The sequence below is a fragment of the Megasphaera sp. NM10 genome (genome assembly GCF_000417505.1).
Lineage (GTDB): Bacteria > Bacillota > Negativicutes > Veillonellales > Megasphaeraceae > Megasphaera > Megasphaera intestinihominis.
The window spans coordinates 1-393 of the sequence record NZ_APHY01000163.1; the positions used below are offsets into that span (position 1 = coordinate 1).

Annotated in this window: 1 protein-coding gene; it reads left to right on the forward strand. The window is 44.0% G+C overall.

Translation table 11 applies throughout. The features are described 5' to 3' along the window. On the forward strand, positions 1–381 hold a 381-nt coding region (locus NM10_RS14285), incomplete at its 5' end, for a hypothetical protein (RefSeq protein ID WP_020311961.1). Positions 382–393 lie beyond the last annotated feature (12 nt).

The window sequence follows — 393 nt, forward strand, 5'->3', positions numbered from 1 at the left end:
TCAGTTCGGGATTTTTACAACAACAGACGGCCGCATACATCGCTTACGTTAGAAACTCCGGCATCGCAGTACACATCCAGCCTAAGGAAATATCCCCGCAGGATTCGTTCCTGGGACTACGGTGAAGGCCTTGAATTAAGGCGCATCAAAAGTTCCGGCTATCTCACCTACGGAGGACAAGGCTACTTTCTCAGTGAAGCATTAGGCAACAAAATTGTCGCTGTCCGGGAGACAAAGTTGGATGGAAACTCCATTTTAACCTTGTACTTTAGGCAATTCATCATCGGGAAGATTGACGTAAATAAGCAAGTATTCCTGATGAAACGGGCTTATCTGATTCACAACGATCCTCGTTTAGAAGGAAAATTAAAGCTTCAATAAGAAGAAATCTGA